Raw genomic sequence first — 25,728 nt, 5'->3', positions numbered from 1 at the left:
GAGAACTTGAAGAGACATGATTACTGAGATTTAATATAAAGTTAATCAATTATATTTTTGCGTTATCAAATTGTATCGCTGCTCGTGTATTCATGGTGAAGTTAGTTTATAATCGTGATCGCCAAGGGGTGTTCAGTAAAACCTGAACTGAGATGTCTGTATGACGAACCCTTAGAACCTGATCCGGCTTATACCGGCGTAGGAATGGGCCACACTATTTATGTGCACCTCTTATTCGCTACTCTTGCCGGATCTCAAAATCACTATTTGAGGTCCTATGTTCACGAAAAACTCTACTAGGTTACACCAAACACCAATTGCCTTAGCGGTAATGGTGGCATTAAGCTCGCCTGTGGTTATGGCTAAAACGGCCGATGTTGAAAATGTCACTCCCGAATATGAAAAAATGGAAGTGATTGTTGTTAATGCTGATTTTAGTAATATCAGCCTTGATAAAATGCCGTCAAGCGTGACGGTTATTGATGCCCAACAATTAGAAGACGAAGGGGCGCAACATTTTGAAGATGTGCTCAATTCTATTGCCAACTTTAACTGGTCTGGTGGCAGTTCTCGTCCTAAATATTTCCAAATTCGTGGTGTCGGTGAACAAGAACAATATCAAGGTGCACCTAACTCATCGGTTGGCTTTGTGGTCGACGACATCGACCTATCAGGCCTTGGCATGGTGTCGAGTATGTACGACATGCAGCAAGTTGAAGTCTTGCGCGGTCCACAAGGTACTCAATATGGTGCTAATGCACTAGCTGGATTAATTTACTTAAAAAGTAATGACCCTACCGAATCATTTGAACATGGCGCAAAAGTCAGTTTAGGTGATGACAATCTTCGTACTCTTTCTGGTTTTAGCTCTGGTCCACTCAATGACTCAGGTAAATTGCTCTACCGTGTATCACTAGAACAGCACAATCAAAATGGTTACCGTGACAACCTTTATCTTAACCGTGATGATACCAATGAACGTGATGAGTTAACGGCTAGGGCTAAGTTCCGTTGGTACGCTACTGACGATCTTCAAGTTGATTTAACCTTATTGCATGCCAATTTTGATAATGGTTACGATGTGTGGACATTAGATAATAATCGCAGTAATACCTTAACTGACCAACCCGGTGTTGATACACAAAAAACGACTGGAGCAGGGGTTAAGTTCATATACACGGGTATGCAAGCATTTGACTTCACATCATTAACATCATTTGCGCAAACTGATCATCATAATGGATATGATGGTGATTGGGCCAATTCGGATTATTGGGCGAGTAAAGCATGCACTGTGTATGACGACGCAGGAGCGGCCTCAGGTACTGAACCTTGTGTTTATGATTACACCTGGGACAAAAAGGGCGATCGTAAAACCTTTACCCAAGAGTTCCGTTTATCATCCAAAGATGCAGGACGCATCTTCGCCGGTAGTACCGACTGGTTATTGGGTGTATACGCGATGAATTTGAAAGAAGATAACGACTTATACTCGGAATACAACACCTGGCCAGATGAAGTGTTGCAGTCAAATTATGAGGCGACAAACTATGCCATATTTGGTCAATTAGACAGCCATTTAGGTGATGATTACTTATTGTCGACTGGGTTGCGTTTCGAGCGCCGCGATAGTGATTATAGTGACAGCAATAAAGATGACTTTGCCCCATCAGAAGATATGTGGGGCGGCCATATTGCGTTGTCAAAAGCCATTAATGCTAATCACAATGCTTATGCTCGTGTCGCCCGCGGTTATAAGGCGGGTGGTTTTAATATGACACTGCCTGCTGAATTGTCTGACAAGAAACAGTTCGACACTGAGATTTTGTATAACTATGAAGTTGGCTTAAAATCGAGCTGGTTTGATGGAGAAGTGGATTCTACCTTGGCGCTATTTTATATGGACCGCCAAGACCAACAAGTTGCCGCCTCTTTACAAGACCCAGATAGCCCGCAGCGTTTTATTCTATTTACCGAAAATGCTGGCAGTTCAAGTAACTATGGCGCGGAACTCGATGCAAAATGGTATTTAACAGAAAATATTGAGTTCTACGGTAGTTTCGGTTGGTTGGAAACTGAATATGGCCAATATCAATACAGTGACAAATACGGTTCTACCGTCGATTTATCTGGGCGCGACTTAGCGCATTCACCTAAATTTACTTACAGTGCTGGTATGACTTATGTTGCTGATTCTGGTTGGTTTGCAAACGTGAATGCCAGTGGTAAAAGCCAGTTTTATTATTCTGACAGCAATGAATCTCAGTCAGAAGCCTATACCATTTATAACGCCCGTTTAGGCTATGAAACGCCAACATGGTCGGCATATTTATGGGGCCGCAATTTGTTTGATGAACAATATGGTGTGCGAGGCTTTTACTTTGGCAACGAACCAGATCAAGATTGGGTCGATAAACAATATATTCGTTACGGTGATCCGCGCCAAATTGGTGTGACATTAGAAGTTCAATTTATGTAATGACACAAAATCGCTGTAGCCTTTGTTGCAGCGGTTTTTATTAAGGAATAGAAATGAAGTTAACTGCAGAAATCAGTATGTATCCGTTCAATGAAAACTATCTCGATCCTATCCAATGGTTTATCGGAAGAGTGGATAGTTATGACAATATTCAACGAGTGACTAACGCGATGGCAACCCAAGTCTGTGGCGAGTATGCTGATGTAATGTCGATGCTAGCCGTTGAAATGCAAGCCGCACATCAAAAGTGGGGTAAAGCTGTTTTTGTGTGTAAATTTATCGGTGGTGAGCTCAACCTAGCTCATAGCGAATAACCACAATGAATGATCTATTTATAACGCTACAACAAGCCTTTAGTGAAGCGTCATTAATGACGTTTTGGGAGGCTGTTGCCGTTATGCTAGCGCTTGCTTACTTAATTCTTGCTATGCGGACTAACATCTGGTGTTGGTCGGCAGCATTTATTAGTACCGCCATTTACACTGTACTATTTTGGAATGTATCGTTATTGATGGAGTCAGTCCTTAATATTTATTATATGGGGATGGCGGTATATGGTTATTGGCTGTGGTTGCACGTGCCACCTTCTCAGCAAAGCAATTTGCACAATTCTGAGCTGCATAATGGTACTCAGCACAACATAGAAACCAATCACCTTAATATTACCAGTTGGTCTTGGAGTACTCACGCTCGGCTTATCGGCGCGACATCATTAGTGTCTATGCTGGTGGGATATTTAATGGCTCATTACACGTCGGCCGCGTTTCCCTATATCGATGCGGCAACCACTTGTTTTGCTATCGTTACAACCTATCTAGTAGCGAAAAAAGTGCTGGAAAATTGGCTCTATTGGGTCGTCATTGATTTTGTGTCTATTTACCTTTACTTCCAAAAAGGCTTAATGCTGACATCGGGTTTGTTTGTTTTATACGTCGCAATGGCCGTTGGCGGATACATGATGTGGCGAAAGAAATATCGTCATCATATAATAGCGCAACACAATACGAGTCAAGAGGTGGTTGGTGCATAACCAACCATAATATCATTTTATTAGAGTAAATATTTGATGTCCCAGCCGTTGTTATCTCTACCTATCGATGTGCTTAATATAATCAACAAAGCCATGCCAACCACATTATTTCAGCAGCTTGCTACGCAATGTACTGCGGTGTCTTTTCTTAACACAGGGATCAGTAATGTTAATATTAAGTTATCTTGTGAAGATGGCGATAAGGTCTTACGAGTAAATCAGCCTCACAGTAATTGGTGCGATAGAGCGCTTGAAGTTGAATGTTGGCAAGCTGCAATTGTGGCTAACATTGCACCTGCATTGATTTGGGTCAGTGATGATAAGCAAGTGTATCTGAGTGAGTTTATTGATCAACCAGAGACAGACTGGTCGATATTTGCCTCAATGCGCAGTCACTTATCGCTTGGGCAATCGACAAATCAATCCATTGCGGCTGTGGATGCCGTTCCTTTGCTTAGTGCATTATTTTGTAAACTCAGTGTGTTGCCGGTGCCGGAGAAAAGCATTACCGTTAGTGAGCAATGGCAACAATATGCATACCAATTAGATTCATTAACGGGGTCGCAAACAGATCCACAATGGCATGATGCGAGGCAGCAATTGTTACGCTTAAATGGGCTTGTTCGACATTGGTTATCGCAGTTAGAAGCCTGTGTGTTGCTGCCGACTTTTTGTCATCGAGATTTAACTCCACACAATTTACTGCTTAGCGGCAGTGCCCCTCAGCAACTGCTTTGTATAGACTATGAATATGCTGTGGCGAGCCATCCGTTGTTCGATTTAGCCAGCGTCGTGGCTAATCATCAACTATCAACGATGCAAGCTAACCAATTAATCGATAACGTGATTATGCAATATTGTCAGGTTGCTAGCCTCACCGATGTGTCTGCGGCCAAAGCGGCATTACCCGCCGCAATAAATTGTTTTTGGTTATTCTCGGCAATGTGGGCGTTATTAATGGCAGCCAAAGAACCGCAAAAATCTACACAATACTTACAATACTTTACAAAGTATTTTACATTAATCACTTGCTAATATGCTCTGATAAAGTACAAGCTTCTGATAAAGTATAAGCTTCTGATAAAGTATAAGTGAAGTAATACCAGTTCTAATAAATATCTGGTCATTCAGCGCCTACTAGACAAGTAATAAGATTATAGACATAGTTTTTCTACGTCAAAATCATATTAAGCAGCATAGAAGGTTCTGAAACCCGTCCTGCGGGAGTCATTCAGACTTTCTATTTTTTGTTGCATTGTTTCATAAGGGAACAACCATTCTTTCAACAATGCGTCTCAAACTGAAAAATCTGAGTGACTCTGATTGATCACATCATTACTGGATTTGATATAAATTTTGATAAAGGAATTATCTGTGTCTAAAAAATTGATTATCCTACTGTTAAGTAGCTTATTTTTTGTCGGCTGCTCAACCAAAGTAAGCTATTTCTTTCTGGATTGGGCGATAGAGTGGGAAGTTGAAGAGTACGTAGAGTTAACCTCAGAACAGCAAGATAAATTTGATATTATTATTGAATCGTTTTTAGTCTGGCATCGCCAACAAGAATTACCGCGTTATCGTGATCAACTGTCTTTATTATCGACATTGACTAATCAACAAACAATGACCCCAGAGCTATGGCTTAACCAAGTGTCAATGGCGAAGGCACATTGGTCCCGAATTTTCGATTTTGTTATGCCTGATCTGTTACCTATTATGGCGAGCTTATCTGATGGACAAGTTGATCAGATACTGGCGCAGCTAAAAAAAGAACAACAAGAATTAATCGAAGAATACGCCGGCAAAGATCAAGCTGAATTGATAAAAGACTCAGATAAAAGAATCGCCGAGCAATTATCTGAATGGACTGGCGATGCTACAGATGAACAAAAAAACATTATTCATCAAGCTAATACGCAGCGTTTAGCCACGTTAGACATGTGGCTTGAGTATCGCCATGAATGGCTAAGTCAATTTGAACAAGCACTGAAACGCCGTCAGCAAACTGATTATTTTACCCAACAAATGAAATTATTAATGATCTCGCCAGATGAACTGAAATCAGAGGTTTATCGCGATAATGTTACCGAAAACACCCGTAAGTTTGGCTCAATGTTGATTACGCTTAATCAAACATTTAGTCAAAAACAACGTAAGCACTTTGATAAAAAATTAGCTGAATTAGTAGAAGATTTAACTGAATTACACTTAGACAAATAATATCTATTTTTATCCGTTAGTCTCCAAAGCTGAAATAATTTTAATCTTCAGCGGGTCTATTATTACAACAACGATTTCAGCTAGGATTATTTATGCAGACACTAAGTGGATTTTATCAACAGTTTTTAAATGTGATTAAACATACAGAAGGCTTAGCCGCCTTACTGCTAAGGCTTTATCTTGCGCCAGTGCTAATGCAGGCAGGATACAACAAATTGTCACATTTTGAAGACACCGCAGCATGGTTCGGCAATCCCGACTGGGGACTCGGTTTACCTATGCCTGAAGTCATGACTGCGTTAGCTGCAGGCACTGAATTGTTCGGTGGTTTTTTACTGTTGATCGGTTTAGCCACTCGAATCGTGGCATTGCCAATGATGGTCACAATGCTAGTTGCTGTTTTTGCGGTGCATTTACCCAATGGTTGGTTGGCTATTGCCGACCCAAGTTCGTGGTTGGCGAATGAGCAAGTGTTAGCTTCAGCGGAAAAGCTTTCTGCGGCGAAAGCTATTTTACAAGAGCACGGTAATTATGAATGGCTAACCAGTTCAGGTAATTTTGTTATTTTAAATAATGGTATTGAATTCGCGATGACGTATCTAATTATGTTATTGGCATTATTTGTGATTGGTGGCGGCCGTTACACCAGCGTTGATTACTTTATAGGACGCCGGTTGTTAAAGTAACCTTGTTTACATCACCTGATCTCAGTATAAAAAAGGGCTGTTTGAGAGGCGTTTGTTATTTCGAGTTTAGGTTACATAGAACAACCCTAAAAAATCCCACCTAATACGTGGGATTTTTGCTAATATCGGCAGCATAATTTACTCAAAAGGATTGTATCTTGGACGCCAAACAACTGTTATTGACTCGCCAATCGACGCCTCGCCTAGTTGCCCCAGCACCCAATGCCGAACAACTCACTTTTTTGCTTGATGCAGCAGCAAGAGTACCAGACCACGGTGCATTAACGCCTTGGGAATTTATTATTGCGGTAGATGATGGCTTAGCTAAGTTGGCAGATATTTTTGTTGATGCGGCTAAAAAAAGTGGTGCAGATGATACTTTTCTGACTAAAGTCGCTAACATGCCTTATCGTGCGCCTATGGTGATTACGGTCGTCGCCAAAACACAAACGCATGATAAAGTACCCGTTTTAGAACAGCATATAGCAGCGGGTTGCGCCACGATGGCAATGCAGCAGGCGGCATTTGCGATTGGGCTAGGTGCGGTATGGCGTACAGGCGATTTTGCTTTTGATGCTAATGTGAATAACGCATTAGGATTAGCCGCAGACGATCAAATTGTTGGCTTTTTATATGTTGGCACCCCAGCAGTGCTCGCTCCCACTAAACCGCTTAAAAGTGGCCAGCAATTTGCGCGATATTTGTAAGCATTGCAAGGTTGGGGTTATGACCAATGGGCCACGACGTTGGTGGCCGCAGGCCATAAGTACAAAGCAAAACAAACACCAAGATCTCGGCTTAAAAGCATTAGCGGGACGACGAGAAGAGGGTTAACAAGCTCTTGTTCAATAACATATTAAGAAACAATCAGACTTTATTCACTGAACTTCAAAGCAAAGCTCTAAAACAAATCTATTCGTAGAACTCGAGTGGGATCATGTTTTGATAGACATAATAGCCTAATGGTCCCATTAACAAACTCAGCATAGACCACACTACACGTTGACCATGTTTGATATGTGCTTTCGAGGTATAGGCTCGATAGCAAAAGTGAATATGTAAAATCAGTAATGCAATGAGCATTAATACTAACGTAATATCCATATTATTCATGTCATGTTCCTTTGCGTTCCAGCAATGACTTATCTAAGTGTAAGCTTAAAATTAAAATCTGCAGTAAAAATAATAGAAATCCATGTTCTTAAACGGCTATTCACTGCTAACACCTTTAATTTACGTTAAAAATTATCCGATTAATAGCCCGTAAACCATTAAATATTCATAATTTTTTAATTTTTGCACAAAGGTATTACTTGTCCATCATTACGTACTGAATGTTTGAGGTAAATCAAAGTTTTTTGTGGTAACCACAATGGATATTTGCACATGGTCACGTTAAATAGCGGGCTATTGATTAATGTGGTTAACCAAGCGTTAACTTTAGGGTATGGCATGGTGTCAAACCACGAAGGTTCAACATTAGCAAACTGTCGAATAAACGGAAAAATAGCAAAATCAGCTAGTGTTGGGCTGTCGGTACACAAATAGTTGTGTTGCAGCAACTGCCTTTCCAACAACTGAATAAACAGCTCTGCCTGTTGTCGATACCAAAGTTGACTGTATTCAGGGAACCTGTCGGCATACTTATATTTATCTAACCATGGTTTAAATTGATTATCATTGGCATTAATGAGCGATTCAGTCATTGATTTATCTAACCAGTATTGCAGGACTTGATACTCTTCTGTGGTTAAGTAATGGTTTTCTGGCGCTGGGTGTTCAGTTAATACAAAGCGCATAATATCTAGACTTTCACTGATCACTTGGCCGTTAGTAAACTCTAAAACCGGCACTGTGCCTTTGGCCGAAATGGTGATCAGCTCTGCGGGTTTATTTTTAAGCTCTATTTCACGCACTAACGGATTCAGTTGGCTCAAATGAAGACTAATACGTGCTCGCATAGCATAAGGGCAACGACGAAAGGTATACAAAATGGCAGAATTCATTAGGTGTCTATAAAATGATGTCTTGCTAATAGAGTAACGTTTCTTGGCTGAAAACCCAAAATTAACCGCTACCAACATTGTAAAAAAGTACATCTGCTGGTTTTAGTATTTTTTTGACTGTGATTTAGGTATACTTTCGGCCGTTTTTTTGAGTCTGTGCACAGTGTGCAGACCTTATTTATATGCACAGTAATATGCACTGGAAATTAAGTTCCAGCCAGCGGAGACCTCATTTTTATGCAACAACCTAAACAAGCGTCTAAACAAGAGCCTAAACAAGAATCTATTCAAAAATCTATACCAGCTGCATCTCAAGCCCAAGTCGCTGTGTGCGCGTTATATAAATTCGTGGCATTACCGCATTTTGAGGCCGTTCGTCAGCCATTGCTGAGTGTCATGGAACAAAACGAAATTAAAGGCACTTTGTTGCTTGCTCAAGAAGGCATTAATGGCACTGTTGCAGGAACCTCATCAGCGATTGATATTTTATTGGCCTGGTTGGGCACTCAACCTGGTTTAGATAATATCGTGACTAAGCTATCTTTTGACGCTGAAATGCCGTTTTATCGCACCAAAGTGAAGCTGAAAAAAGAAATTGTGACTATGGGTATTGAAGGTATTGATCCTCGTAAAGTCGTCGGGACCTATGTGAAACCTAAAGACTGGAATGCACTTATTTCAGATCCAGATGTGGTGTTGGTTGATACCCGTAATGATTACGAAGTGAAGATTGGTACTTTTAAAAATGCTGTTAATCCAGTAACCGAGACTTTCCGTGAGTTTCCTGAATATGTGAAGCAAAATTTAGATCCGGCTAAACACAAAAAAGTGGCGATGTTTTGTACCGGTGGTATTCGCTGTGAAAAATCTACTGCATATTTGAAAGAGCAGGGCTTTGATGAGGTATATCATCTTGAAGGCGGCATATTAAAATATCTTGAAGAAGTCGAGCAAGAGCAAAGCTTATGGGAAGGTGAATGCTTTGTGTTTGATAACCGCGTAGCGGTAAATCACAGCTTAGAAAAAGGTCAATACGATCAGTGTAATGCTTGTCGTATGCCAATTACTGAAGCAGAAAAACAAACTGAAGCCTATGTTCAAGGAGTCAGCTGTCCTCATTGCATTGATAAAGTGCCTGAAGAACAACGTCAGCGGTTTATTGAACGTGAACGTCAAGTCCAATTAGCCAAGCAACGCGGTGAAGCGCATATTGGTAGCGATGTAAAGCAAGTTATTGATGCTCGTCGCCAACAAAAAGAAGCTCAGCGTAAAGCACAAGAAAAAATGAATAACAAAGGCTAATGAATACCTTTGCTAAAACGAAAGCCTAATCTACATAAGATTGGGCTTTTTTGTTATGGGCACAGTATTAATAGTTACCCTATTTCAGGTTAGTTAGATTTTTATCATTTTAAACGCCATATACAGCGTTGCCTTTTAAGATAGGGGACTCGCTTTACCCAAGCGGGAGATAAAACAGTGATAAAGGGTTTAGCAAGTGTCATAAGTGTGTTATTTTGAGCGCTTTTTTCGATTAGATGACAGAAGGTAAGTCAATGTTTGTTGGATTTGATTACGGCAGTGCCAACTGTGCGATTGGGGTAATGATTGATGATACGGTATCGTTATTACCATTATCAACTCATTCGGATTTTATGCCTTCAACGTTGTACGCAATGGATCGCGAGCTTATTGCCGAGGCGGTATACCAAGGATTACCAGAACACTTAAAAGCAGAGTATTCTCATTTGCGCAGTTCTCAGTTAATGCGTGCAAAACAAATGCGTCATGAGCTTGATCTGTCGCCGAATGAACAAGCCGTATTTGTTGGCCAAGCTGCGATAGATGCTTATTTAGACATGCCTGAAGAAGGTTTCTATGTCCGTTCTCCAAAGTCTTTTTTAGGTGCCAACGGATTACGTGTTGAACAAATAGCCTTATTTGAAGACATTGTCACCTTGATGATGCAACATGTTAAAACACTAGCCGATAAAGCGTTAAACGCAAAATCGCTTAGCGCAGCGAGCCATGCGGTGATAGGTCGGCCGGTTAATTTTCAAGGCATAGGTGGCCAAGACAGTAATCAACAAGCTGAAACCATTTTACGCCTGGCGGCTACTCGTTCAGGCTTTACTGATGTGAGGTTTTTATTTGAACCTTTAGCAGCAGGTATGGATTTTGAATCAAACCTTAGCGATGACAATACCGTGTTAGTGGTCGATGTTGGCGGTGGTACGACAGATTGTTCAGTGGTAAAGATGGGGCCGTCCTACATTAAGCAACAAGACCGCAGCCCAGACTGCTTTGGCCATTCAGGTCAACGGATTGGTGGTAACGATTTAGATATCGCATTAGCGATGACTGGATTGATGCCAAGCTTTGGTGCAGACACGTTAATGATTAACGGTAAACCTATGCCAAGAACACCTTTTTGGAACGCGGTGGCCGTCAATGATATTAGTGCCCAACGTGACTTTGTTAGTTTACCTTCTCGTAAGTTAGTTGAGCAGCTAATCAAAGAAGCGCAGCAGCCTGAACTATTAGTTCGTTTACAAAAAGTACAAAAGAATCAAATGAGTTATCAAGTGGTACGCCAAGCTGAAGCGGCGAAAATTAGTTTGTCAGACAATGATACCATTCTATGTTCGTTAGATTTTATTGAAAAGGGGCTGTTAGTCCCATTAACAGCAGCACAGTTTGAGCAAGCCATTAATGATCCCTTAGCGAAAGTTGAAGCATTAATGAAACAAGCGATGCAAACGGCTATCGCTAAAGCGGAGCAACAAGATTGCGATATGCCAACCAGTCCTGATATTGTATATGTAACAGGCGGTACGGCCCGAAGCCCAGCTATATACAATAAAATTGCTAGTGTGTACCCCAATGCCAAAGTGGTGGTGGGTGACCATTTCGGTTCGGTAACAGCAGGTTTAACCCGTTGTGCTCAAAGTGCATTTAACTAAAATTCATTGCACTTAGCTCGCGAAGGCTGATGGTTATGCTAAAGGTTGATCATTGTGCTAATAGTAGAATGATCAACAAGCATGCTTTGTCTGCCATCAATATGGTCAATTAATATGATTATAGTGATCACCAAAATGATGACAATGTTAGTTATTATTATGGCTTGCGGCGGCCGCGCGTCAGTGTGGACTTATTTGTCATTAAAGGCATAGCCATAATGGTTTACCTTTAATGACAGAACATCTCAATTTTTTATAACAACCTATTTTGATGATATAAACTCATAATATTAAAAGGTGTTACCGATGAAAAAAATGCTAATAGTGCTAGGGTTAACGGCACTTCTTACGGCTTGTTCTGACAATGAAGTCGGTGATGTATCACTTGGGATGTTTACGACACAAGACATAAAATTAAACATTTTAAAGGATGACATCGTAACAGGTGTCACTTGTCACATCGCCTCAATAGAAGAAAATCTCAGTTTTTCAGATCCAAGTGATAGCTCTATCTCTTGCAGACAAACAGGGGAAATCACCACCGATATGATTGCACAAATAGATAAAAGTAAATCTGGTGAAGTTGTGTTTAAAAAATCAAAAAGTATATTTTTCAAAACCATGAAAATCAGAAGAATATTCGATGCTGAAAATCAAACGTTAATGTATGTCTCTTACTCTACCAAAGAAACATCGGGAAGCTTCAAACACAGCCTTTCGACCGTTCCACTTTGGGGAACCAAAGCTTATGTTGACCTCGCACCAGCTCACTAAGGGCAAAGGTCTGTCTTGCTTCGGGCATATTCGTATGCATTTTCTACCATCTTGTTATCTGGTTATCTTGTTATCTGGTTTTGGTACAAGGGAAAATAGGTTGTTCGGTTAATTGATTTCACAATGAATCATTAACAGGTTAACTCGCCATTTAAGGCATACAAAAATGCCTGTTAGGTTCGCTAACAGGCATGTCGAATTGAGCAGATTAAATGAATACGTGAATTAACACTCGACGATATTCACCGCAAGACCGCCTTTTGCTGTTTCTTTGTATTTACTGCGCATGTCTTTACCGGTTTCCATCATCGTTTTAATGACTTTATCCAGTGACACTTTGTGATTACCGTCACCGCGAAGTGCCATGCGTGAAGCATTAATCGCTTTTACAGCACCCATAGCATTACGTTCAATACAAGGTACTTGGACTAGGCCGCCAACTGGATCGCAGGTTAAACCTAAGTTATGTTCCATGCCAATTTCAGCGGCGTTCTCAACCTGTTCTACGGTTCCGCCCATGATTTCAGTTAACGCACCGGCTGCCATTGAACAGGCTACGCCCACTTCACCTTGGCAACCCACTTCAGCGCCAGAAATCGAGGCATTTTTCTTGTACAAAATACCAATGGCAGCAGCGGTTAACAGATAGCGGCTGCACACATCGATATCGACTTCTTGCACAAACATATCGTAGTAACACAATACTGATGGGATAATCCCTGCTGCGCCGTTTGTTGGCGCTGTAACAACGCGGTCGCCTGCGGCATTTTGCTCGTTAACCGATAAAGCAAATAAATCGACCCAGTCCATAGCGGTCAATGGGTCAGTGTTATTTCGCCCTTCCGCTTTTAAGCGACGGTAGAGTGCTGGCGCACGTCGGCGTAATTTTAAACCGCCTGGCAATATGCCTTCTTTGTGATAACCACGTTCAACGCAGTTTTTCATGGTTTGCCAAATTTTCCACAAACCTTGCTTGATATCATCTTCACTGGCAATGCTAAGTTCATTGGCCATCATTAATGATGAAATACTTAAGCCGTTGTCGCAGCACAATTGTAGCAATTGCAATGCACTATTAAAGTCGTAAGGTGCTTGTTCTATTGGCGTTGCTGGAGACGCATTACGTTGAGTGATTTCATCTTCATCAAGAATAAACCCGCCGCCAACTGAATAATAGGTACGCTGGTATATGCATTCGCCTTTAGACAATGCATATAAGGTCATGGCATTAGCATGTGCAGGTAAGGTTTTACGTCTGTGGTAGGTTACCCCTTCTTCGCGAGTAAATTTCACCTGACGTCCGTCTGCTAAGGTAAGTTTTTGAGTCGTAGACACAATGTCTAAAATGGCATCAATCCCATCGGTATCTACGGTTTCTGGATCTTCACCCATCAGGCCTAAAATGACCGCTTTTCCTGTGCCGTGACCTTTACCTGTTTGGCCTAAAGATCCAAATAATTCTGCTTGTAACTCATCGGTATTCGCTAATAAATTATTATCAGCGACATGCTGTATAAAAATTTTACCTGCCTTCATAGGACCCACTGTATGTGAGCTAGAAGGACCGATACCAATTTTGAACATGTCAAATACGCTAATCATGTTGTTTAACCCTTGCTGAGTCGTTTATTGTTTTCGTTATAAGTGAGTATAATCGTCAAAAGTAATGTTGGCGGTTTATCTCTTATTCTTGGTAGAGTATCCCACACATTAATCAATGACAGTTCATTAGATTTTTTGATGCATTATTCTCACATTAGCCAGCCTTATACTTGATGCATAATGTGACTGGATTAACCTGGCATGATTGTCAGCTATATAGATAAGGGAAAGATTTGAGCTATTTAATGATGGATCTTGCAGGTTTAACTGTATCTGCAACAGAAACTGAGCAATTACAGCATCCGCAAGTGGGTGGTATTATATTGTTTAGTCGCAACTGTGAAAATAAAAGTCAATTAATTGAATTGGTTAAAAGTGTTCGCAGTATTCGCCCTGAATTATTAATTGCGGTCGATCATGAAGGTGGCCGAGTTCAACGTTTTCGTGAAGGTTTTAGTTTAATTCCTGCCATGGGTGATATTTTACCTGCCGCTAAAGGCGATTTAACATTAGCTAAACAATGGGCGAAAGAGTGTGGCTTTTTAATGGCTGTTGAGCTGTTAGCGTGTGATATTGATTTAAGTTTTGCGCCTGTCTTAGACGTAAATGGTATAAGTGAAGTGATTGGGAAGCGCAGTTTTAGTGCAAATCCTGATGAAGTCAGTGCATTAGCTCAGCAGTTTATCATTGGCATGAATGAGGCTGGTATGGCTGCGGTAGGAAAACATTTTCCTGGTCATGGCAGTGTTGCTGCCGATTCACATATTGCCATGCCAGTTGATCCAAGGACTAAAGAGCAAGTGGAAGCTTTTGATATGCAGCCATTTAAGCTCTTGATAGGTTCTCAGCAGCTACAAGGTGTGATGCCAGCACATGTGGTTTATTCAAATATTGATCCTAATCCCGCTGGCTTTTCATCTTACTGGCTACAAACTATCTTACGTCAGCAATTAGGTTTTGATGGGGTGATTTTTTCTGACGACTTAGGCATGAAGGGCGCCAGTTTTGCTGGTAATTACCTTGGCCGTGCTAAGGCGGCGTTAGATGCTGGCTGTGATATGATTTTGGTCTGTAATGATCCTGTTGGCGTTAATGCTTTATTAACCGAGTTTGATTGGCCTGCTGCAGAACCTACACATACCGCATTATCGCTAAAGGGTAATACTGCACAATCCTTGCAGGCGCTTGAGCAACAATCGCGTTGGCAAGCTGCGCAGCAATTGACGATGGACATTACTCGTATTGCACAATCATTGTAAATTGTCTCAATAACCACAGCTCGAGTTAAGGGGGCGTATTTATTCTCCCGGGCAGAGGTTGTCGAGTAAATGAACAGGCCATTAAGCAAAAAAACCGGATCAATTGATCCGGTTTTTTAGTCTTAAGCTATCGAGCTGTTAACCAGTATAAGGTGCTGGTTGGCTAGTGGTAGCACGCTCGGTTAAATCAATGGGTTTAACATTAGTCGGTTGAGACATTTTTCGAATTTGCATCACAACACCCAATTGCGGGTGATCAAAGTAGTGGATCTCGCCACTGCGCACACGACGATTCTGGATAAGCGGGATGCTTTCTAAATAAGGTGCTAGTTGCTTTTTACCTTCTATTTCTAGAGCGGCATATTCATTAAACTCTAAAGGACTTGATTCAAGCATTTTTTGAGTCGGTTTACGCAAAGCCAGATTATTTTCAATATACAGATAATGACTGAGATAAATGTTTATCGAGCCATCTAATTCCCATACAGGACCTATTTTTGGCGCTTCATAAGCGTTACCTAAGGCACCAAATTCTGTACTTGGCATGGCTTCTGTTTGAGTTGTTTTTTTGACCGCTAAGCCATGATATTCAAAACTCTTTGAAAAATCCTTACCACCAAATATACGCACTGGTTTAGCGCGTCTACGCGACTGCATATTTTGTTGCCAGGTTAAATGCACTAGGCTTTTAACATAAGGTTCGCGACTGATCGTTCGAATTAAGTCATTAAACTTACCTTGGCTTTGAGCCAGCAGTAATGGGCCTTGACCTAAATATGCGGTTTGTGGCTTGTTGGCTCCGATATTAAACGGAACTTCGCTTGGATGGGCCGCGATACTGTTACTGACTTTTGGGTCATTACAGTTACTGGCGCCATTGGTCCAGTCGGTTGAAGTACAGCCATTTAAGCCAACGGCAACCCCGGTTATGTCGGTACTGATCACTGGCGTAATGATATCCACAGTGTCTTTACTGAGCTTTGGTGGTGTGGCATTGAGCCATTTTTCAACAGACGGCTGTTGGCGTTCAAATACAAACACTTCAACTTCAAACCATGATTCTGCATGGGCTGAAAAGCTGTGGGATAGCGCTGTGATAGCGGCGATAGAAATCGCAAGTTTACGAAGCACTATTTGTCTCCAAAATTTGATGTTTAGCGAACTGTTCAAGCAGGGTGTTGATTAACTCAAGACGCTCTTTGCTTGTCTCAGCAGGAATGTTGAACTTTAACTTATTTGGCCCGTCCATTCGATAGATTTGTGGTTGGTTTTGCAACAAACCAATAATAAACATCGGATCGACGTGATTTTCTTGACCAAATTCGACACTGCCACCTTTGGCGTGCATTTCTATTTTGACAATACCTAACGCGGTTGCTTGATGTTTATACAGAGTAATCGCCATTAAATTTCGGGTTGGCACAGGTAACATACCAAATCGGTCAATAAATTCGACTTTAAGTTCATCGAGCATGGTGTCGGTTTCGCAGTTAGCGATACGTTTATACAATGATAAGCGCATATTAACATCACTGACGTAATCTTCTGGTAATAACGCCGGAATGCGTAAATCGATTTCTGCTTTGGCACTCATCATATAGGCTAAAGAAGGCTCTTTCCCTTCTTTGAGGGCTTTTACGGCTGATTCCAGCATTTCCATGTATAAGCTAAAACCAATTTTTGAGATATGGCCGCTTTGTTCATCGCCGAGCAATTCACCCGCACCGCGAATTTCTAAATCTTGGGTGGCGAGTAAAAATCCTGCGCCAAGATCTTCTAGGGCTTCAATGGCTGCAAGACGTTTACGGGCATCTGGGGTCATACGTTTAGGATGAGGCGTCATCATATAAGCATAAGCTTGGTGATGCGATCGCCCAACACGACCTCGTAGCTGATGCAACTGTGCTAAACCGAACATGTCAGCTCGGTCGATAATGATGGTATTAGCACTGGGTACGTCAATACCCGTTTCAATAATGGTGGTACATACCAACACGTTAAACCGCTGATGATAAAAGTCGGTCATGACTTTTTCAAGATCGCGCTCACGCATTTGCCCATGGGCTGTGATAACACGAGCTTCTGGAAGTAAATCGCGAATGTTTTGCGCGGTTTTTTCAATGGTCTCAACATTGTTATGCAGATAATACACTTGGCCACCACGCAAAATTTCACGCAAGATGGCTTCTCGTGCCGTGGCTTTGTCATATTCACGCACAAAGGTTTTTACTGCCAAACGTTTAGCTGGTGGGGTGGCGATAATCGATAAATCTCGCATACCCGACATGGCCATGTTCAATGTCCGCGGAATCGGTGTGGCGGTGAGGGTTAAAATGTCGACATTGGCACGTAATGCTTTAATTTTTTCTTTTTGACGCACACCAAAGCGGTGTTCTTCGTCGATGACTAATAATCCGAGGTTGTCGAAGTTAGCTTCTGATGACAGTAATTTATGAGTGCCGATAACGATATCGACTTTACCTTCAGACAGTTGTTCAACAACACTGCTTTGTTCTTTAGCGGTTCTAAAGCGTGACATTACTTCAATAACGATAGGCCAATCAGCGAAACGGTCTTTAAAGTTTTCGTAGTGTTGCTGGGCAAGCAGGGTAGTCGGCACTAACACCACCACTTGTTTACCGGCATTCACGGCGACAAATGCTGCTCGCATGGCCACTTCTGTTTTGCCAAAACCTACGTCACCACAGACTAAGCGATCCATTGCGCGTGGTGCTTGCATGTCTTCAAGTACTGCGTGAATGGCACTTTCTTGGTCGACGGTCTCTTCAAAGGGGAAACCTTGACTGAATTGGGCGTATTCTTCTTCATCAATACTCATAGCATCGCCAGGACGAGCTTGACGACGGGCATAGACATCCAACAACTCAGCGGCCACATCACGAATACGTTCGATGGCTTTTTTCTTGGCCTTAGCCCAGGTTTCGTTACCTAACTTATTGAGGTGAGTATTACCATCGCCGCTGGCATTATAGCGACTGATAAGGTGCAGTGACGACACTGGCACATACAACTTGTCGCCACCTGAATATTCCAGTTTTAAATATTCTGCAACCAAACCGCCAGTATCAAGCGTTTCTAATCCTTGGTATAACGCAACACCGTGCTCTAGGTGGACAATCGGTTGACCGACTTTAAGTTCAGCCAGGTTTTTGACTAAAACATCGGTGCTAACTTGTTTTTGTTTTTCGCGGCGACGTTGCTGCGAAATACGCTGACCAAACAGTTCGGTTTCACAAATGATGCTTACTGCACCTTTTGCGGTGTCGGTTAGCACACAACCTCGCGCTAAAGGCGACACGATTAAGCCTATATTGTCTTTGGCTGCGAGGTAGTCGTTAAGATGAGCAAACTGCTTGGGTTTAATGTCAATTTTGGCAAACAAGTCTAACAGGGCTTCTCGGCGGCCTTCCGATTCGGCACTAAACACTAATTTTGGATGCTGCTGACAATACTCTTGTAACGCAATGAGTGGCTGTTTGAGTTTATGGTTAGCATTGATGTCGGGCAGTGTTTCAACGTTAGCGATGAGGGTATGCGTTGGAAGTGCAACTTCAGCTAGCGGCTCGCCGGCATTATTGGTGTCGGTGGCAATATATTGCTGTAATAATTGGGTACGAGTAAAAGATTTAAATGCCGCGAATAATTCATCATTAAGCAAGTAAAGTTCTTTGGGCGCCAATAACGGCCTTAGTGGATCAACACGTCGGTCTTCGTAGCGAACATTGACTTCATGTAAGTGCGCTAAGCTGGCTTTTTCAATATTGCCTAAGGTGATGAGTTGACTGTTTTGCGGCAAATAATCAAACAATGTGGACGTGTCATCGAAAAATAACGGTAAGTAGTTTTCAATGCCTGCGGGCATTAAATTACGGCTGACGAGTTGATAAACTGATTCGGCCTCTTTTGAAATGACTTCAAAGCGACGACGATAACGTTGTCTAAAACCTTCAATAGCATTGCTGTCGGTGGGAAATTCTTTGGCTGGCAGCATGCGAATCGCATCGCGAGCCATGCCTGAACGCTGAGTATCAACATCAAAAAAACGTATCGATTCAACTTCATCATCAAACAATTCTATGCGTAATGGTTGTTTTGAGCCGGTAGGAAAAATATCGATAATAGAGCCACGAATAGCAAACTCACCATGTTCATATACTTGATCGACAATATGATAACCGGTATCAGTAAGGTGTTGTCTGGCTTGCTGTAAACTGTATGTGTCGCCTTTATTAAGCACCATGACATTGGCAGTCATAAATGATTTAGGAGGTAGGCGAACCATTAAGGTATTTACCGGTACGATGACCACATTGTGCTGGCTTTGACCAATATTGGCTAAGGTTTCAAGTCGCTGCGATATTAAGTCTTGGTGCGGCGAAAAGCTATCGTAAGGCAAGGTTTCACGATCGGGGAACAAACATACATTCACATTGATGTGGTTTAATAAATAACTCAGTTCGACCTCAAGCGATAACGCACTAGGCGTATCGTGAGTGACAATAATACTGGTGCCAGGATGGTTATTGATTAAGTTGGCGAGGGTGATGGCTTGCGACACGCCACCCAATGTTGCCAAAGTTTGCGTTTGTTGGCCTTTTTTTACACTCGGCGGCGTGAGTACACTAAATAGGTTCATTGAAATCTTTGTCAGTTCCGTTTGCGATCAAGTCGTATTGAATGAGGCGAGGCTTCAGCTACGCTGTTTATCGATATTCTGTTTACGTTTTTTTAGCATTTTTTGTTGTACATTCAAGCTTGCTTTAACTAATTGCTCAATATCATCTTCAAGTATTTGGCTAAATTCAAGTTCACAGCGCCAATATGCGGTTTCGATGGCGTCATCTGTTGATATTGGGGTGCAGCTTTGTATTTGGCACAGACACAGCAGTGCCACTAATTCTGTATGCAAATAGATGTGGGTCTTAACGTATTCATTTACAACTAATGGACGTGAAGAAAGGATACTAATTCCACTGCCACCAAATTGATCACCTTTAAATAACTCACCATCTTGAACTTCTTTTTCCAACACGTGTTGCAATACTAAATCGACTTTACGCGATTGTAGCTTTAAAAAATCCACTACGGCTTTAGCATCATTGTCTAAATTGCGCAGTTGCAGTAAACAATTTGCTTCAAGACTTTTCACTTCGGTCAATAGTTTTAACCCAACAGATTGCATGTCGCGGAGTTCATCATCTGTGGGTAAAGCTTGGTTTGCATCCCACGAAGTTAAGTACACATTAAAGTGGTGAGGCACACTAAAATAAGAATTGCTGTCAGGTATCAAGGTTTGCCTCTTTATTTATCACACTAATAGCCCTATTATCGTGCCCAACTTAATGATTTAGCAAGTCATACACGCTGGCTTGTTGTTTTCATATTCACATTTTGCCTGATTGTCTGACTTATACGCCCCAATAGGCGCACAGGATTAGTATTTTTTTATGAATTTAGGATTTTCTTTTTTTATTGGCTACCGTTACTGGCGAGCCCGAAAAGCGAATGCTTTTGCCTCTTTTATTACCTTCTTTGCGGTATCGGGTATTTTTTTAGGTGTTGCAGCATTGATAGTGGTCAGTTCAGTGATGAATGGACTCGAAGGCCAGCTAAAAAATCGCATTTTAGGGGCTGTGCCACAAATGACCCTGATCAGTGATATGGGATTTAGGGATTGGCAACAAAGTAGCCAAAGCCTGTTGGCGGACAAATATTTACTACAAAATATTCGTGGCATTGTGCCTAGTGCGACCACTCAAGCCATGATCCAATCGAGCAGTAACATTCAAGCGATACAAATGTATGGGGTTTACCCAGAGCTTGAGCAATCATTGTCGAGCATTGCGGCTCATACTTATTCAGATGCTTTTTCAACGTTACAAGCTGGCAAGTATTCAATTGTGCTCGGCACTGATCTAGCTCGCAAATTAGACGTTAAAGCGGGTGATAAGGTTAGAGTGTTAAGCGGTGACGGGGTGGTCTATTCACCCATGGGCCCGGTGCCGAGTCAGCGTAAATTTACCGTTGCTGGTGTATTTGAAATGGGCTCGCAAGTCGATTCCAGTGTTGCCTATGTGCATTATAATGATGCGCGTAAATTGATGCGCCAAGACAGTAATACCATTAATGAATTACGGGTATATTTGAACGATCCATTTTCCGCGCCAGCGTTAGCACCCAAAGTGGTTGCTGGATTTGCTAAGCAAAATATCGACATTAAAACCCGTGATTGGCGCCAAGATTTTGGTCATTTATTTGCCGCCGTAAAAATGGAGAAAAATATGATGTCACTCATGCTCAGTTTAATTGTTGCCGTAGCGGCATTTAATATTGTGTCAGCATTGGTGATGATGGTGGTGGATAAAACAACTGATGTTGCGGTGCTAAAAACCCAAGGGTTAACGACCACTTCGGTGATGAATATTTTTATTGTGCAAGGCTCGCTTAATGCGATGCTGGGGTTAATGCTTGGCGCAATTGCGGGCATTGCGTTAACCCTTAACTTGAACGAAATATTAACCACTCTTGGTATTTCTATATTAGGTGTCGGTCAGACGCTACCGGTGGAATTGTCATTAGCGCAATTGAGTTTCATCATCTTAGGCACGTTATTGATTACTTTAATTGCCACTCTTTATCCAGCGTTGTCCGCCGCAAGGGTTCAACCTGCTACCGCTTTGAGATACGAATAATGAGCCAGACACAACAAGCGTTATTACAAGTTCAACACGTCAGTAAGCATTATCATGACGGTGAAGTGACCACTCAGGTATTATCGGGTGTTGATTTAACCGTTTATAAGGGTGAGCAGTTAGCCATTGTAGGCAGTTCTGGATCGGGTAAAAGTACACTTTTACATATCATGGGAACCTTAGACACGCCCACGTCTGGAACCGTGTTATTAGACGGCGAAGATTTATATCAATTGTCTAGTGCGCGTCAGGCACAAATACGTAATCAGGATTTGGGCTTTATCTATCAATTTCATCATTTATTGCCAGAGTTTACCGCGATTGAAAACGTGGCGATGCCAGCATTTATTCAAGGTAGAGATAAAACGCAAGCCTTGGTTGACGCCAAAAATTTACTTGAACGAGTGGGGTTAGGTCATCGTTTGCAGCATATCCCAGCACAATTGTCGGGTGGTGAGCGCCAACGAGTGGCGATTGCCAGAGCACTCATCAACAAACCAAAGTTAGTATTAGCCGATGAGCCTACAGGTAATTTGGATGCCAGCAGTGGTGATAACGTTTATGTGATGATCCGCGAGTTAGCACAGCAATTTGGTACGGCGTTCGTGGTGGTCACTCATGATCATAAATTAGCAGCCAAGATGGATCGTCAATTGACAATGAAAGACGGCATTTTGCAAGTTGTTGCTGCTTCATCTCCTGCAGGGCTAGCCGAATGAGTAAGTGGTTACCGTTAACAATTGGCTGGCGTTTCTTCCGTGCCAGGCAGTCTAATGGCTTTATCGGCTTTATCTCATTTGCATCAACTGCGGGTATTGCTTTAGGTGTGGGTGTACTGATTGTGGTGTTATCTGCCATGAATGGTTTTGAAAAAGAATTACAAGACCGGTTATTAGGCGTGGTGTCTCACGGCGAACTCGTCGGGGTTAACCAACCCATTGCCGATTGGCAAGATATAGCCAAAAGTGCTTCAAATATGCCGCAAATTACTGGTGTTGCCCCTTTTGTGCGCTTGCAAGGGTTAGTGCAAAAACCTGGCGGGTTTCAAGGGTTAATCGTCAACGGTATTGATATTAAACATGAATCTGACGTGTCCAGCATTGCTGATTATATGTCTGTCGATGCATGGCAGTCATTAAGCAGTGATGAAAATCATATCGTGCTTGGCCGCAGCTTATTAACTAAGTTGGGCTTGAAGGTAGGTGACACCTTGGCAATGTATACCCCAGATGCCAATAACAGTCAGTTAACGTCGGCCCAAAGCCATCGCTTTGTGGTGTCTGGCGTGTACGAGCTAGGTGGCGAAATTGAATCGACTCAAGCTTATGTGTCGCTTGATTATTTAGCCGATTTACTCGAGCTGGGTTCTGCCGTTTCTGGGGTACGAATTCAAGTCAATAATGTGTTTAATGCGGCGAGCATTACTCGTGATTTAGGTTTTGCCCAAGAGCAGTATTTATACATTAATGATTGGACTCGCACGCAAGGGCATTTATACCAAGATATTCAGCTGGTTCGTTTAGTGATGTATTTGGTGTTAGCGCTGGTTATTGCAGTGGCGTGTTTTAATATTGTGTCGACACTTGTTATGGCAGTGCGTGATAAAGCCTCTGAAATTGCGATTTTGATGACTATGGGGCTTCATCGTGGTGCCATTATGACGATATTTATTCTGCAAGGTGCTTTAAATGGACTGATGGGGTGTACTATCGGTGGCATATTAGGGGTTACTCTAGCGTATAATTTAAGTGCTATTGCCAGCAGTCTTGAGCAGATGTTAGGCATTCAACTACTAGCATCTGATATTTATTTTATTGATTTTCTTCCTTCTGAATTACATTATCAAGATGTATTAGTTGTATTGTTTATGGGCCTATTCATGAGCCTTATTGCAACTATTTACCCTGCGTGGAAAGCGACTAAAATCGCGCCAGCCACGGCATTAGCGGGCAGGTAAACTCTATAAACGAACGAGGTTGATATGGACAGTAATGCTAGTTTGGATTCACTAAAGTGTCCTACGTTAACCTTGGGTAGTTTAATCATCAGGCCATTTAGTCTTAATGATTTAACGGCATTTACCGCCTATAGAGCGGATCCTAGTGTTGCGCGATATCAGAGTTGGACCGATTATCACTATCAAGATGCGCTAAACTTATTCAATTCGACCCATTACCAAGATTTTGCTAAAGCAGGGCAATGGTATCAATTAGCCATTAGTGATCAGCATGAGTTGTTAATGGGCGATCTGGCAGTACATTTTATTGATGACAACCAAGTTGAAGTCGGTTTTACGATCGCTCCTGCATTTCAAGGGCAGGGAATAGCAGCACAAGCGTTAACGCGTTTATTGCAATATTTGTTTGTGGAATTATCTCGCCATCGAGTTATTGCTCAAACTGACTGCCTCAATCTAGCCAGTGCAGCGCTTTTAGAAAAGTTGCAGTTTCGTCGTGAAGGCCATTTTATTAACAATGTGTTTTTTAAAGGTGCATGGGGTGATGAGTATCTATATGCCATGTTGGCGAGCGAGTTTGATAATCAATATCCTCAGCATAAATGATAAAGAAAATTGTAATGTCCTGTAACCAATGTTCCGACTCTGTTTTTAGACAAAAAATTGGCCGCTGTAAACGTTGCATGTGGCAATTAACCCTACTGAGCATAATTGCATGGCCACTTTGGTGGTATTGCTATGCGGACACGCCTAAGACCGTAGAATCCATTGCATTACTTTTCTTTGCTCTTAGTATCAGTGGATTACTTACACTGCATTTGGTGGTGTGGACTTATCGCAGTCTAAAGAGCCTCCGCTTGTAATCTACCGCGTCAAAACAGTCCTTTTACCGGCTAATTGTGTAGCATTTATTGGCAGTGGATATACTTTTGACGCAGCAAGTCATCAGATACTGCGCCTTGTTCAACCAAATTATTTACAGTCTCAAAAATAACAAGTTTGAATGAAAATCGTCAAATTTTGATTGTTATTTCCCATCACTTAATCAGTGCTTTGCTTAACTGAACAAAAGTCACTACAGCGGCTGCATCTGTTTTTGTTTACCAAAGGTGTCAGCATCAGTATTTCGCTTCCAGTACCCTTTAGCACTGATTGCACTTAATGGTAATTGTTGTTGCTCAAGCAAGTATTGCTTTACTAATCTCACTTGGGTAGCTTCTAAGCCGACAAAAACGTGTGTGTCTGACGGTAAATCACCAAACTGTTCAAGTTTATCTAACAACCAAGCTATCTGTTGTTCAGCAGTGATACCGTCATTAAGTACTAACCAATGGGTTTTCAATAATGGGTGCTGGCTGAGCAGTGTTTGCTCTTGCTGGCTATTCACCAACATAATGATATGCCCTTTAGCTGTAGCGGGGATCCGCTTTATCAATGCATCAACGGCATTGATAGACGTGGAATCCCCAAATAATAGGTAGTTACTAACATCAAATCGATTCATTTTTAATGGCCCTGGCCCTGCAATTGCCACAGTATCGCCAACGTTAGCTGATTTTGCCCAATCGGTTGCTGGCCCCGTGTGCTTATTTATCACAAAATCTAAGCTAAGTTGGCCAAGCACATGATCAAACTCCCTGATGGTATATGAGCGCTTAATCGCAGCATTAGGACCGGTTAATGTCATATTTACGCTTGTTGCACCGGGTTGCGGGATTAATACTTTTACATAGGCCCCTTGTTGATCGACAGGGAAATTGGCCAGTTGCTCACCACTCAACACCACTCTTCGTAAATAAGGGCTGATTTCAATGATGTCACTGATAAAAGTTAATCTGGCTGGTGATTTTTTGGCTGGTGGATTATTCATATTAACTGGCCTGTCGTATGGGTTAGCAAAACGTTGGGAGTAATTATTCGTTTGCTGTAACTGATAATTGCATTACCCTTGTCGTTAGTAGATAATATCAACTATATCGATAGTTGTTGATAAAGTCAACTAGTTGCTGTTTGTTATAATTGAATTTGATGTTGTTTAT

General features: G+C 41.8%; 23 protein-coding genes and 1 riboswitch. Of the genes, 16 read left to right on the top strand and 7 right to left on the bottom strand.

The window, feature by feature from the left end:
- The first annotated feature begins 114 nt into the window (after positions 1–114).
- Positions 115–222, top strand: a riboswitch (TPP riboswitch).
- Between the two features lie 55 nt (positions 223–277).
- From AAEY94_RS07105 to AAEY94_RS07075, 7 genes are all read left to right on the top strand, one after another.
- Entirely contained in the window at positions 278–2,479 is a 2,202-nt protein-coding gene (locus AAEY94_RS07105) for a TonB-dependent receptor (protein WP_350978147.1), read from the top strand.
- Positions 2,480–2,532: 53 nt separating this feature from the next.
- On the top strand, positions 2,533–2,793 hold the full coding sequence (locus AAEY94_RS07100) for a hypothetical protein (protein WP_101086833.1): 261 nt from the start codon (positions 2,533–2,535) through the stop codon (positions 2,791–2,793).
- 5 nt (positions 2,794–2,798) lie between these two features.
- Positions 2,799–3,509: a nicotinamide riboside transporter PnuC gene (pnuC, locus tag AAEY94_RS07095; protein WP_350978145.1), complete on the top strand. Its 711-nt coding sequence runs from the start codon at positions 2,799–2,801 to the stop codon at positions 3,507–3,509.
- A gap of 36 nt (positions 3,510–3,545) precedes the next feature.
- The gene (locus tag AAEY94_RS07090; RefSeq protein WP_350978143.1) at positions 3,546–4,544 is read left to right on the top strand and encodes a phosphotransferase; all 999 of its coding nucleotides are present in this window, start codon (positions 3,546–3,548) and stop codon (positions 4,542–4,544) included.
- A 339-nt stretch (positions 4,545–4,883) separates the two neighbouring features.
- Positions 4,884–5,729 (top strand): DUF6279 family lipoprotein, encoded by an 846-nt coding sequence (locus AAEY94_RS07085; protein WP_162023366.1) that lies wholly within the window; start codon positions 4,884–4,886, stop codon positions 5,727–5,729.
- A gap of 92 nt (positions 5,730–5,821) precedes the next feature.
- Complete coding sequence (locus AAEY94_RS07080) at positions 5,822–6,415, top strand: HvfX family Cu-binding RiPP maturation protein (RefSeq protein ID WP_162023365.1); 594 nt, start codon at positions 5,822–5,824, stop codon at positions 6,413–6,415.
- 158 nt (positions 6,416–6,573) lie between these two features.
- Positions 6,574–7,122 (top strand): NAD(P)H nitroreductase, encoded by a 549-nt coding sequence (locus tag AAEY94_RS07075; RefSeq protein ID WP_101086838.1) that lies wholly within the window; start codon positions 6,574–6,576, stop codon positions 7,120–7,122.
- 205 nt (positions 7,123–7,327) lie between these two features.
- Here the strand turns inward: AAEY94_RS07075 and AAEY94_RS07070 are convergent, their stop codons facing one another.
- Positions 7,328–7,528, bottom strand: a complete 201-nt coding sequence (locus tag AAEY94_RS07070; protein WP_101086839.1) for a hypothetical protein — start codon at positions 7,526–7,528, stop codon at positions 7,328–7,330.
- 176 nt (positions 7,529–7,704) lie between these two features.
- Complete coding sequence (locus AAEY94_RS07065; RefSeq protein ID WP_350978140.1) at positions 7,705–8,421, bottom strand: glutathione S-transferase; 717 nt, start codon at positions 8,419–8,421, stop codon at positions 7,705–7,707.
- A 237-nt stretch (positions 8,422–8,658) separates the two neighbouring features.
- On the opposite strand from AAEY94_RS07065, the gene trhO reads away from it, so the two are divergent.
- The 3 genes from trhO to AAEY94_RS07050 all read left to right on the top strand — a co-directional run bounded on the left by trhO (position 8,659) and on the right by AAEY94_RS07050 (position 12,158).
- A complete protein-coding gene (gene trhO / locus AAEY94_RS07060; protein ID WP_194956093.1) occupies positions 8,659–9,723 on the top strand; it encodes an oxygen-dependent tRNA uridine(34) hydroxylase TrhO in 1,065 nt (354 codons plus the stop codon).
- A 254-nt stretch (positions 9,724–9,977) separates the two neighbouring features.
- Positions 9,978–11,384: a molecular chaperone gene (gene yegD / locus AAEY94_RS07055; RefSeq protein WP_350978138.1), complete on the top strand. Its 1,407-nt coding sequence runs from the start codon at positions 9,978–9,980 to the stop codon at positions 11,382–11,384.
- A 306-nt stretch (positions 11,385–11,690) separates the two neighbouring features.
- Positions 11,691–12,158 (top strand): CreA family protein, encoded by a 468-nt coding sequence (locus AAEY94_RS07050; protein WP_101086842.1) that lies wholly within the window; start codon positions 11,691–11,693, stop codon positions 12,156–12,158.
- A 225-nt stretch (positions 12,159–12,383) separates the two neighbouring features.
- Here AAEY94_RS07050 and AAEY94_RS07045 read toward each other — a convergent pair whose 3' ends face one another.
- Positions 12,384–13,760: an L-serine ammonia-lyase gene (locus AAEY94_RS07045; protein WP_101086843.1), complete on the bottom strand. Its 1,377-nt coding sequence runs from the start codon at positions 13,758–13,760 to the stop codon at positions 12,384–12,386.
- Between the two features lie 233 nt (positions 13,761–13,993).
- Here AAEY94_RS07045 and nagZ point away from each other — a divergent pair, with 233 nt between their 5' ends.
- Positions 13,994–15,019, top strand: a complete 1,026-nt coding sequence (gene nagZ, locus AAEY94_RS07040; RefSeq protein WP_162023361.1) for a beta-N-acetylhexosaminidase — start codon at positions 13,994–13,996, stop codon at positions 15,017–15,019.
- Between the two features lie 138 nt (positions 15,020–15,157).
- Here nagZ and AAEY94_RS07035 read toward each other — a convergent pair whose 3' ends face one another.
- Genes AAEY94_RS07035 through AAEY94_RS07025 form a run of 3 tightly spaced genes read right to left on the bottom strand, consistent with a single transcriptional unit; the run spans position 15,158 to position 20,330 of the window.
- Positions 15,158–16,150, bottom strand: a complete 993-nt coding sequence (locus tag AAEY94_RS07035) for a CsiV family protein (protein ID WP_192115114.1) — start codon at positions 16,148–16,150, stop codon at positions 15,158–15,160.
- Complete coding sequence (gene mfd / locus AAEY94_RS07030; RefSeq protein WP_350978135.1) at positions 16,140–19,676, bottom strand: transcription-repair coupling factor; 3,537 nt, start codon at positions 19,674–19,676, stop codon at positions 16,140–16,142. Before mfd ends, AAEY94_RS07035 begins: the two co-directional genes overlap by 11 nt.
- Before the next feature lie 54 nt (positions 19,677–19,730).
- Positions 19,731–20,330, bottom strand: a complete 600-nt coding sequence (locus AAEY94_RS07025) for a hypothetical protein (protein WP_350978133.1) — start codon at positions 20,328–20,330, stop codon at positions 19,731–19,733.
- 157 nt (positions 20,331–20,487) lie between these two features.
- Here AAEY94_RS07025 and AAEY94_RS07020 point away from each other — a divergent pair, with 157 nt between their 5' ends.
- Genes AAEY94_RS07020 through AAEY94_RS07000 form a run of 5 tightly spaced genes read left to right on the top strand, consistent with a single transcriptional unit; the run spans position 20,488 to position 24,552 of the window.
- The gene (locus AAEY94_RS07020; protein ID WP_350978132.1) at positions 20,488–21,732 is read left to right on the top strand and encodes a lipoprotein-releasing ABC transporter permease subunit; all 1,245 of its coding nucleotides are present in this window, start codon (positions 20,488–20,490) and stop codon (positions 21,730–21,732) included.
- Complete coding sequence (gene lolD, locus AAEY94_RS07015) at positions 21,732–22,451, top strand: lipoprotein-releasing ABC transporter ATP-binding protein LolD (RefSeq protein WP_350978130.1); 720 nt, start codon at positions 21,732–21,734, stop codon at positions 22,449–22,451. Before AAEY94_RS07020 ends, lolD begins: the two co-directional genes overlap by 1 nt.
- Positions 22,448–23,689, top strand: a complete 1,242-nt coding sequence (gene lolE / locus AAEY94_RS07010; protein ID WP_350978129.1) for a lipoprotein-releasing ABC transporter permease subunit LolE — start codon at positions 22,448–22,450, stop codon at positions 23,687–23,689. Before lolD ends, lolE begins: the two co-directional genes overlap by 4 nt.
- A 24-nt stretch (positions 23,690–23,713) precedes the next feature.
- Complete coding sequence (locus tag AAEY94_RS07005) at positions 23,714–24,295, top strand: GNAT family N-acetyltransferase (RefSeq protein ID WP_192115109.1); 582 nt, start codon at positions 23,714–23,716, stop codon at positions 24,293–24,295.
- 14 nt (positions 24,296–24,309) lie between these two features.
- Positions 24,310–24,552: a DUF3624 domain-containing protein gene (locus AAEY94_RS07000; protein ID WP_350978128.1), complete on the top strand. Its 243-nt coding sequence runs from the start codon at positions 24,310–24,312 to the stop codon at positions 24,550–24,552.
- 212 nt (positions 24,553–24,764) lie between these two features.
- Here AAEY94_RS07000 and AAEY94_RS06995 read toward each other — a convergent pair whose 3' ends face one another.
- The gene (locus AAEY94_RS06995; RefSeq protein ID WP_350978127.1) at positions 24,765–25,559 is read right to left on the bottom strand and encodes a siderophore-interacting protein; all 795 of its coding nucleotides are present in this window, start codon (positions 25,557–25,559) and stop codon (positions 24,765–24,767) included.
- Between the last annotated feature and the right edge of the window lie 169 nt (positions 25,560–25,728).

It is taken from the genome of Shewanella sp. AC34-MNA-CIBAN-0136 (assembly GCF_040309945.1).
GTDB lineage: Bacteria > Pseudomonadota > Gammaproteobacteria > Enterobacterales > Shewanellaceae > Shewanella.
The sequence above is the reverse complement of the archived record's forward strand: the minus strand, read 5'-3'. Positions and strand labels throughout refer to the sequence as shown.